At 68.3% G+C, this 11,297-nt stretch carries 2 protein-coding genes; one reads left to right on the top strand and one right to left on the bottom strand.

What is annotated here, in order from left to right; genetic code table 11:
• Window positions 1–63: 63 nt before the first annotated feature.
• Window positions 64–3,540 (bottom strand): DNRLRE domain-containing protein, encoded by a 3,477-nt coding sequence (locus ACFWYS_RS39085; protein ID WP_384779968.1) that lies wholly within the window; start codon window positions 3,538–3,540, stop codon window positions 64–66.
• A 481-nt stretch (window positions 3,541–4,021) separates the two neighbouring features.
• Here ACFWYS_RS39085 and ACFWYS_RS39080 point away from each other — a divergent pair, with 481 nt between their 5' ends.
• Entirely contained in the window at window positions 4,022–11,296 is a 7,275-nt protein-coding gene (locus ACFWYS_RS39080; RefSeq protein WP_384779965.1) for a polymorphic toxin-type HINT domain-containing protein, read from the top strand.
• The last annotated feature ends 1 nt before the right edge of the window (window position 11,297 follow it).

Below are 11,297 nucleotides of genomic sequence, written 5' to 3'. Positions count from 1 at the left end.
GGGCACCCGGCCGCCGGTCTCCTCGACTGGCGGCCGGGTCCCACGTCATCCGAGCCATCCGAATCATCCGATCGCGATGCGTGTCTTCCAGTAACCCGCCGGCGCGATGATCTCCGCCCCGGACCCCGCCACCACGGCGGTCCGGCCGCCCGAGTAGAGCCGTACGGATCCGTCCGACCGCACGCCCCATATGTCGGGGACGGCGTCGCCGTTGACGTCGGGGGTGCCCATCACCAGCGGAAAGTTGCTGACCGCCCAGCCGGCGGCGGCGTACTCGGTGTCGACGCCCCCGGCCGAGCTTCCGGCGTTGCCCAGGGAGCCGAGGCCGACCCCGCCGCCCGACGCGGCGATGCCCTTGCGCAGCAGGAGCCTGCCCGTGTCGGACCGGTAGACGAGGTCGGTGACGCCGTCGCCGCTGACGTCCAGCGCGGTGACGATGTCCCGGCTCGTCCAGCCCGAGGCCGACAGTCGCGTCGCCTGGTCGATGGACGCCCCGTGGTAACCGGTGAACGCCCACAACTCGTCGCCGATGGTGGCGAAGAAGTCGGTCCGGCCGTCTCCGGTTGCGTCGCCCGCCGACACGAACTGGGTCAGGTCGGCGGGGCTGGGAGCGCCGTCGGGGAGGAGGATCTCGCGGCGCTTGTCGATGTTGACGGCGCCGTAGCCGTCACCGGGGTACACCCAGAGCTTTCCTCCGACGCGGACGACCAGGTCCTGGAGGCCGTCACCGCCGTAGATGTCGCCGTTGTGGGTGATCAGGGCTCCCTTGAAGTGACCGCCCGGCGCGGGCACATAGGGCGGCAGATCGTCGCCGTTGGGGTCTTTGTCGGGGTTGCCCCGGTAGGCGCCGGGCATCGAGTAGTTGAGGTCGCCGGTGCCCTTGTTGAGGTCGGTGGTGCTGGCCTCCGAGGGATACATGCCCAGGTTGCCGGCCTCGGTGACGACCATCATGTCGGGCAGCTTGTCGCCGGTGAAGTCGCCGGGGGAGTCGGCCTGGTCGCGGGGCGTGACGTAGAAGAAGTACTTCGTCGGTTCCGAGGGGTTGCCCGCGCTGTCGACGGCCCTGACGTAGAGCACGTTGGGCCCGGCCGCCGGCGGTTTGGCGTTGGAAAGGGTGGCACTGACGCTGGTGGCCGTGCCGACGGTGCGGGGGAGGCTGTTGGAGTAGGTGGGCGAGTTGTAGCCGTACTCGTAGCGCGCGACGTCGCTGTTGAGCGCGCGGACCGTGAACGACCCGGGTGTGCCGAATTTCTTGGTGGACCAGTTGGCGTCCTCGGCGTCGTTGCCGAAGCCGTTCTCGCTGCCGTCGGCGTTGGGGAAGTCGGTGGAGCTGACCTTCGGCGGCCGGGGCGCGGTGGTGTCGAGGACGAAGCGGCAGGGCGTCTTGGCCGGCGCGTAGCCGGAGCTGGTGCCGGCGTCGTCGACGGCGCGCACTCGCCACGAGTAGAGGGTGCCGTTGGTCAGTTTGCTGGTGGAGAAGCCCGTCGTCGTGCGTAGTGCGGTGTCCTTGTCACCGCCGACGGAGACCTTGCCGGCTGAGCCCAGCAGGTCGCCGGTCGTCCCCCACTTGCCGTGCGGCCACAGGTCGAAGTCGAGGTGGTCGAGGTTCTTGTCCTTGTCGGACGCCCGAGCGGTGAACGTCAGGTCGCCCGAGCCCATGCGGACGTACGGCTGCGTGGTGGTGCACTTGCCGTCCGGGCCGAGATCGAGCGACTTGGCGTCCACGGTCGGTCTGCGGTTGTAGACGAGCTCCACCACAGGTGCGTGGTCCCCGTTGGCCTGGAACTTCTTCCACGCGTACTGCGAGTGCTCGTCCCGTGCCCGCAGGCCGAAGGTGATCGTGTCCTTGCCCTGGTCGGCCTGCTTCTGGGCCGCCTTGCGCACATCGAACTCCTCGTACGCGTCCCGGCAGCCGGACTTGTATCCGTGCGCGAAGCTCTTGGTCGCGAACTTGTTGCCGTCGTGCAGCCTGGGTGCGTTCTTCCAGTTGGTCCTGGCGCTGACCGGGCCGGTGAGGTGCACGCTCATCGAGCGGGCGCTGCAGGACCAGGAGTACGTCTCCAGCATGCGCAGCTTCGCGCTGGTGATCTTCGTGCCCTTGAGGTCCTTGTCGAAGGCGATGTTGAAGTACGAGCGCGAGGTGCCCCAGGTGTCCGACTCGAAGCCGACGCGGGCCTCGTGCGTTCCGCCCTTGTTGAAGCCCTTGCCGTTGTAGAACGTGGCGTTCGGATGGCGGCTGTAGGCGGTCGTCCAGTTCTGGGTGTGCTTCTTCACCGACGGGTCGATGAAGACCGGGTACGTGGTGGCGGGGTCGTCGAGGAAGGCCAGGTCGGGGGTGAGGGTCCAGTTCGCCCCGGTCAGGCTGGGCTCCACCAGTTCGCCGCGCGAGTCGGGCGAGGGCCCGTCGAGCCCGGGAAGACCGAGCGTGGCCGCCGAGCCGGTCTGCGAGGGGGCGGGCGTCGGCTCGGCCGGGGCGGACGGCAGCGGGGACTCGGCGACGGAGGGCTCGGGGCCGTCGGTGGCCGCCGGCAGGGTCTCGGGGGCGGTGTCCGCCTGCTCGTCGGTCTCGATGAGCTCCTCGGTCGGGCTCGGGCTCTCGCTCGGCCCGTCGGTGGCCGACTCGGCCGGTGCGGGGCTCTCCGACGCGGTCGGCTGGGCGGTGGCGCCGACCGACCCGTCGGTGACGGCCGGCCGGCCGCTGTTGTCCCACATCAGCGGGGTCGGCGACATCGCGACCTCGTTGGCGAAGGCGTCCTCGGCGGTGAGGACGCCCGTGACCGGATCCAGCCGGAAGTTCAGCTGGGCGGAGGTGATGCCGTACGAGATCTGCCGCGCCCGCGGATCGGCCGCGGCCTGCCGGTTCTTCAGGACCAGCAGCTGGGCGAACCCGTCGTCGTCGGCCGTCAGCACCAGGTCGGCGCCCGGGAAGATCTCGGGGTACAGGGCGCGCGAGCCGTCGATGATGGGGGTGGGCACCGTGCCCGGCCAAGTGAGCTGTATCTCGTGGCCGTCGACGGTCAGGGCGACCAGGGGGCTCGCGGTCTCGTCGGCGGCGCTCTTCGGCCCTTGGGCCAGGGAGACCCGGCGCACGCCGGAGCGTGAGGCCCGCTGTTCCCCGTCGTGTGCCCCGGAGCCGGCCGAGAACACCATGCGCGTGTTCGTGGCCCTGGGCTCCCAGCCGGCCTTCGTGCGGTGGAGGTCGTAGTCGATGCCCCGCCATTCGCCGCCCACCTTGGCGTGGACCGGCGACGAGTACAGCTTCTTGGCCAGCTGGCCGTCGGGCCGCGCCCACGTGCTGGAGCGCGCGGTGCGCAAAGCGGTGACCTCGACGGACTTGCCGGTCTTCGTCGCCCGCGCGATCGCGGCGGCCTCGGTCACGGGCCTCGCCTTCGCCTCCCGGTCCGACCCGTCACGCGAACCCGGGTCGTCCAGGCCGAGGCCGATGAAAGTGATGCCGGTGGCGACGAGCGCCGCGGTCAGTACGGCGGCGGTGGTCCGACGTCCGGGCACACGGCGCCAGTTGCGCGTCTTGCGCGTCATCGGGCGAGCTCCCCTTCCCCCCTTGGAACCGGCACGGCACAGGGTGCGGCCGGGCGACCAGATGATGACCCATGAGCGGCCTGTCGTCACGCTTCGGATACCGGCGGCCGAGCTGAGTCGATCAACCGGGCGAGCCGTAAAGGTGGTTGGGCGTGCCGGTCCACAACTGGTCGGAGCCGCACCGCCCTTGGGGCAAATCGCCGCGAACCCTCCCCCAAGTTCCGGAATTCCGGGGCTATTTATCAGTGAGTCGGATGGATTGGGCGAATGATCGCGGAGCGGTGAGGGTGTCCGTTAACTCGGGAAAGCGCTGCCTGTTCCCTCACATTCCGCTATGAATCCTTACGCACCGTGATGGTCATCACATTCGCACAGTTGATCTAGCGGAACTCCACGGCATCGTCACAAAATCTGCCATCTGATACGCCATCACGCGTGGTCCGATCCCGGTCCCGCCTCAGTGGTCCGGGGGGACCTCGTCGTGTTCGGTCGTTCTTCGCATGTCCGTCGCCGTGGCCGTCGTCTGCGTCGTCTGCGCACGGCCGTCGTACCCGCCCTCGGCGCCGCCCTGCTGGTGGGTCTCCTGCCCGCGCAGTCGCTGGCGCTGCCGCCCGACCCCGCGGTGGAGGAGAAGGGCCGCGAGACCCTGGACCTGGAGACGCTCGACCAGGACGAGCCGGTCGTCGGCGAGACCTTCCGCCAGGACTTGGAGACCCTGAAGGTCGAGGTCCCGGAGGACCAGGAAGCGGCTCCCGCGGGTACGGCCACCGCTCCGGCCGCCGGCTCCGGGACGATCAGCTTCGGCTCCACGGCTTCGGCCGCGACCCAGGCCTCGGCCCGCACGGGCACGACCGCCCGGCAGGTCGCCCTGAGCCCCGTCGAAAACCTCCCCGTCAGCCTCGGACAGGCCCCGGACCAGCCGGCCCCCACCGGCACCTGGTCCGTCCAGGTCTTCGATCGCACCGCGCCCGTCTCCCAAGGCGTCGACGGCGCCGTAGTCAAGGTCCAGGCCCCGGACACCGGTTCGGTCCCGATCTCGGTCAAGCTCGACTACGCCAAGTTCAAGAACCTGTACGGCGCCGACTGGGCCTCCCGGCTGCGCTTCGTCCAGTTCCCCGAGTGCTACCTGACCACGCCGGACGTCGAGGCGTGCCAGACGTACGAGGAGCTGGAGACGACCAACGACACGAAGACCCAGTCGATCACGGCGACGGTCGACACCGCGGCAGACGGCACCGTGACGCCGGCCTCGGCGCCGACCGGCGACTCCGACGGCGGCCCGTCCATCGCCCAGGCCGCGTACCGCACATCGGCCACCCCGGTTGCGGCGACCGGAGACGCCGCGGTCGTCGGCGCGGTCGACTCCGGCGGCGGCGCGGGCGGCACCTTCAAGGCCACGCCCCTGACCTCCAGCGGCAAGTGGGAGGCGGGCGGTTCCTCCGGCGCGTTCAGCTGGTCGTACCCGCTGCTGGTGCCCGCGGCCCCGGCCGGCCCGGCCCCCGCCATCTCCCTCAACTACAACTCCCAGACGGTGGACGGCCGTGTCGCGGTGTCCTCCCCCCAGGCCTCCTGGATCGGAGAGGGCTGGGACTACGACCCCGGCCACATCGAGCGCCGCTACCGCACCTGCCAGGACGACCGCAAGGCGTTGAAGTCCGGCACGCCCAACAACACGGCCAAGAAGGACAAGACGTCCGACCTGTGCTGGGTGTCGTACAACGCGGTGATGTCGCTGGGCGGCCGGAGCGTGGAGCTCGTGCGAGACGCACCGGCGGGCAGCAACCCCGAGACCGACACCGAGATCTACCGCCCCCAGAGCGACGATGGAACCCGTGTGGAGCGCCGGACGGGCGGCAGCAACGGCGACGACAACGGCGAGTACTGGATCGTCACGCAGAGGGACGGCACGAAGTACTACTTCGGCCTCGACCAGGTCGGCGGCGGCCACGCCGACACGACCTCCGTTTCCACGGTCCCGGTCTTCGGCAACCACCCCGGCGAACCCTGCCACGCCACAGTCTTCGCCGACTCCCGCTGCGGCGCCGGCAAGAAGCAGGCCTGGCACTGGGGCCTGGACAAGGTCGTCGACGTGCACGGCAACACGATGGTCGTCAACTGGAAGCAGGAGACGAACCACTACGCCGTCAAGAAGAAGTTCACGGCTCCAGAACAGTACGACCGCTACGCCTACCCGATGTCGATCGAGTACGGCATGCGCCCGTCCGACCTGACCAAGCCGTCCGCCACCGTCGAGTTCGGCGCCGAGCAGCGCTGCCTGAAGTCGGTGGCCGCCTGCGCCTCGACGAACTTCGCCAAGACCGACGACCCGGGCGCGTACCGCCCCTGGTGGGACACGCCCGGCAACCTCAACTGCAAGGCCACGTCGAAGCTGTGCCCGTCGTTCCCGTCCTTCTGGACGCAGATGCGCCTGGACACGGTGACGACGAAGGCCGCCCGCGCGGGACAGACCGGCCTCGGCAAGGTCGACACGTACCAGCTCCACCAGTCCTTCCCCGAGGACTGGTACGACACGGCCCCCGGCCTGTGGCTCAACTCGATCACCCGTCGCGGCTTCGCCCCCGGCGACACCACGGGCACCCTCCAGCACGGGGACGGAGTCAGCTTCGCCGAGTACTCGGTCGGCTCCACCTCGCCCCTGCGCGACCGCCTGAAGGATCGCCAGCTGCCGAATCTCGTGCCGAGCGGCCGGAACGACCAGCGCCCCGCGTTCACCCGCCCGCGCATCGGCACGGTCGCCACGGAGTACGGCGGTGACATCGAGGTCGAGTACACGGGCGGCTGCGCCACCGAGCCGTCCGAGGACAAGGGCGAGCGGAACGGCACCTGTTACCCCGTCCGCTGGTCGCCCGACGGCGACGAGAAGACACCCGCGAAGTCCTGGTTCAACAAGTACGTCGTCGACTCCGTGACCGAGACCGACAAGGTCACCTCCCACGGCAAGCCCGTCCACACCACGTACAGGTACACGGACCCCGCCTGGGCCAAGAACGACGACGAGTTCACCCGCCCGTCCCTGCGTACGCACAGCGTCTGGCGCGGCTACCGCCAGGTGGCCGTCACCAAGGGCAGCAGAACCAGCAACCAGCTGAACTTCCCGCAGGCCCAGTCGTACTCCGAGACCCGGTACTTCCAGGGCGTGGGCGGGACGGTCAAGGACTCCACGGGCACGTACACGCTGCTCGCCGACGACGCACCGCAGTACGCGGGCATGACGGCGGAGACCATCAGCTACCGGGACGCCGACAAGCGGCTCCACAAGCGCACGCTCAACTACCCCTGGTCCAAGCAGACCGCGTCACGCTCGCGGGAGGCCGAGAACGGCACGGACATGGATCCGCTGCTCGCACACCGCAGGGGGGTCGAGCGTACGGAGGAGATCCAGCCGGTCGACAAGGGCTGGCGGGCGGTCCGGACGCTGACGACGGTCGACGACACCTACGGCCTGCCGGTCCAGGTGGAGACCGCGGTGGTCAAGCCGAACGGCAGCGCCGGTGAGACCCTCTCCGACCAGACCTGCACCAAGACGTCGTATGTGCACAACACGTCCGCGTGGCTGATCGGTCTGCCGAAGGAGCAGCGCAGCACGGGCACCTCCTGCGCGGCCCACGACACGGCGGACCCGGCTACCAAGCTCATCAAGGCGGTGCGGAACAGCTACGACGACCTGGGGTACGGCGAGACACCGACGAAGGGGCGGGTCACCTCCGCTGCCGGGATCAACGGCGCCGGAACCTCCTACTCGGTCGTCACCAAAACCACGTACGACCCACTGGGCCGCACCCGCACCGTCACCGAGCCGGAGGTCGGCACCACAGAGACGCAGTACACGCCTGCGGACACGGGCGGTCCGGTCACCTCGGTGAAGACGATCAACGCCAAGGGCCATGCCGTCACCACGACCTTCGACCCGGGCCGCAGCCTGGCGCTGACGGTCACCGACGCCAACGGCCGGGTCATGCGCCACGAGTACGACGCCCTCGGCCGCCTGGTGAAGGGCTGGTCGCCGTCCCGTTCCTCGGGCGGCAAGTCCCCGGACGTGGAGATCGCGTACCAGGCGGCGGTGGCCACCTCAGCCGAGACCAGGCCCGCCGCTGTCACCATGAAGACGCTGAAGGACGACGGTACGTACAGCCGTCAGGTGGCGATCTACGACGGCCTGATGCGCCAGGTCCAGACCCAGTCCGAGGCGCACGGCCCCGGCCGGATCATCACCGACACGAAGTACGACGACCATGGCCTGGCCCGTGAGCAGACGAGCGGCTACCTCGCGAAGGGCGAGCCGACGGCCGAGTTGTTCGAGCCGAGATCGAAAGCGCTGATCCCGAGCCGTGTCACGTACGGCTACGACGGTCTGGAACGGCCGGCGATCCAGCTGACGTACCACGGCGATGCCTACCGGTACGCGGCGTACACCTTTCACACGGACACCAGCGCCTTCACGGACCCGGCGGGTTCGACCGCCCCGCAGACGCGCACATACACCGACGCCCTCGGCCGGGTCACCGCGATCCGCCACTACAAGGACAACGCGGCCACGACCAACTGGGAACCGGCCACCTCCGAGAGCAGCGGCCGCAAGACGACGTACGAGTACGACGCCCGCGGCTACCGCACGAAGGTCACCGACCCGGCGGGCAACACCTGGACCTACACGTATGACGCCCGGGGCCGAGTGACGTCGACCACCGACCCGGACACCGGCAGGACGGAGACCTCGTACGACGACGCCGACCGTCCGGTCAAGGTGACGGACGCCGAGGCGCGGACGACGTACACGGACTACGACGAACTCGACCGGGTCACGCTCGTCCGTGAGGGCTCGGCAACCGCTCCGCCGGTCAAGTCGTTCACATACGACTCCCTGCCGGGCGCGCTGGGCCAGCCGGTCGCCTCGACCCGGCACACGTCGGGCGGCGACTACATCAACCGGGTCACCGGCTACGACACCGACTACCGGCCCACGGGCAGTGAGACGGTGATCCCGTCGAACCCGCTGACGGCAGGTCTGGCGGGCACCTACCCGTCCGCATACACCTACACCCAGACCGGCAAGCCACAGTCGGTCACCTTGCCCGCCGTGGGGGGACTGGCGAAGGAGAAGGTCGTCACCCGCTACAACGGCGACGGCCTGCCCGAGTCGACCTCGGGACTCGCCTGGTACACGTCCGACGCGACGTACTCGCCGTACGGCGAGGTCCTGCGGACGGTGTCCAGCTCCCAGCCCTACCGGGTCTGGACGACCAACTTCGTGGACCCCCACACGGGCAGCCTCCACCGCACGGTCACCGACCGCGAGACCTCCGGACCGCACCGCATCACGGACAGCTACTACTCGTACGACGCGTCCGGCACCATCACGTCCAACTCCCGCAAGCTGTCGGAGGCTTCCGGTTCGACGTGGGACACCCAGTGCTTCACGTACGACGTGATGGGCGAGCTGGTGAACGCCTGGACGTCGAACATCACCCCGGGCGGCAACGCCACCGGTTGCAAGGCGTCGAACGGCACGACGTGGGGCTATCGCACTGACTACCGCAACTCCTCCGGCCCGGTGGCCCACGCCCCGGACACCGCGAGCGACAAGTCGAGCCCGGACGCGTCCTTGTCGTCGACCCTGGCGGCTACGGCTCCCGACACGACGACTGTTGCCTCGGGCACGACGGCGTACCACCAGTCCTTCACCTTCGACTGGCTGGGCAACCGCGCCACGCTGACGGAAAACGACCCCGCGGACGCGACCAAGAACGTCACCTACACGTACGGCTACGGCACCACCGCGCAGCCGCACACCATGAAGTGGATCAGCTCCAACCCGTCGGGCAAGGGCAGCAGTTACACGTACGACGACGTCGGCAACACCGAGACTCGTGATCTGCCCGCCAGTACGCAGAGCCTGACCTGGACGTCCGAGAACAGGCTCGACACGATCACCGACGACGGCAAGAAGACGACGTACGTCTACGACGCCGCCGGCAACCGCATCCTGGAGAACTCACCGTCGGGATCGACGCTCTACCTGGGCGAGACCGAGGTGACGACGAACTCCACGGGTGCGATCACCAAGGCTTCCCGCTCCTACGCCCAACCCGGCGCACCTACGGTGACCCGCACCACGAGCAACGGCGCGACGACGGGCCACAAGCTGAACGTCCTCCTCGCGGACCACCTCGGTACGGCGAACACATCCGTGGAAGAGTCCACCGGCCAGCCCGTCACCCGCCGCGAGTCCAAGCCGTACGGCGAGCCCCGGGGCACCAAGCCGACCAACTGGCCCAACAAACGCGGCTACCTGGGCGTGGGCATCGATGACGCGGCCACCGGCCTGACCCACATCGGCGCCCGCGAGTACGACCAGAACTCCGGCCGTTTCCTGTCGGCGGACCCGGTGATCGACTTCGCGGACCCGCTCCAGATGAACGGCTACATCTACAGCAACAACAGCCCGGTCTCGCACGCTGACCCCACGGGCCTGTGGATCGACGACGGAACGGGCCACAGCGAGCCGCATCCCGAAGCCACTTCGCGGCCGAACAACCCTGGTGTCCCCACCGGTGGTACCGGCCCCGGTGGCTGCTACTACACCTGCGGGGACTCCGTTGGCAATGGTGGAGGAGGGCAGTCCGTCGCCGTCGACCTCGGCAACGGCAAGCCTGCTCTGCCGCCGAAGAAGATCTACCAGCAGTACCAGAAGAAGCTCCCAAGCATTGGACAGCTTCAGCGGAACAGCGTCTACTTCAGTGACCTCAGCTATGAGTTGATGGTCGAGCTCTATTTCCGTGAGCGATGCACGGCCGGTACCAGCGCGATTGACGAGTGCGGCGCACTCCGCAAGTTCTACGACGGCTGGAAGCACGTCGACAGCATCAACACCATTGACACATGTCCGATATGCGGCAACGTGGGCTTCCAGTCGATCATGACGTATCTCGGTGCGCGCGGGGTCGGGAAGGTGAAGTGGGGCTGTGCCAGGTGCTTCCTGGCCGGCACGGATGTCCTCATGGCCGACGGCACCACCAAGGACATCGAGGACGTCGAAGTCGGCGACAAGGTCCTGGCTACTGACCCACAGACCGGCAGGTCGGGCCCCAGAAAAGTCACCCGCCTCATCGTCACCGAGGACGACAAACACTTCAACGAGCTGTCCATCGCAACAGCGGACGGCATCGAGAAACTGACGGCCACGCATGAACACCCGTTCTGGTCCCCGTCGGAGCGAGAGTGGGTTGCAGCGAGGAACCTCAAGCCGGGCATGACCCTGCTCACCGACAAGGGTGACACCGTCATCGTCACGGCCAACCGGTCTTTCACCAGGCATGCACGAACTTACAACCTCACAGTTGATGACCTGCACACGTACTATGTGCTGGCTGGGGCAACTCCGGTCCTCGTTCATAACAGCAACTGCCTCTTCGGCTCCCCGCTCAAGGAAGGGATCTTCGGCCAGAGCAAATCCGCAACCCGGAGCAGAGTCCAAGAGGTCGTTGACTTCTATGACATGAATGGGCGACCGCCTGCCATGACGCATCAGGGCGGCCGGAGGGGTCGACCTGCCGGAGAGTACGGCAATGGAAATAGGCAGCTTCCCGATAGGCCGCTCGGCTACTACACGGAGAGCGATGTTTGGCCTTCCGGTAGAGGGACGGGAAATCGAGGGATGGAGCGTCTCGTATTCGGGCGGAAGGGTGAGGTGTATTACACCTCCAATCACTACGACAATTTCATCCGGCTTCGATGAG

This window comes from Streptomyces sp. NPDC059010 (assembly GCF_042740355.1).
Taxonomy (GTDB): domain Bacteria; phylum Actinomycetota; class Actinomycetes; order Streptomycetales; family Streptomycetaceae; genus Streptomyces.
This window is presented reverse-complemented; position numbering and strand designations above follow the sequence as displayed.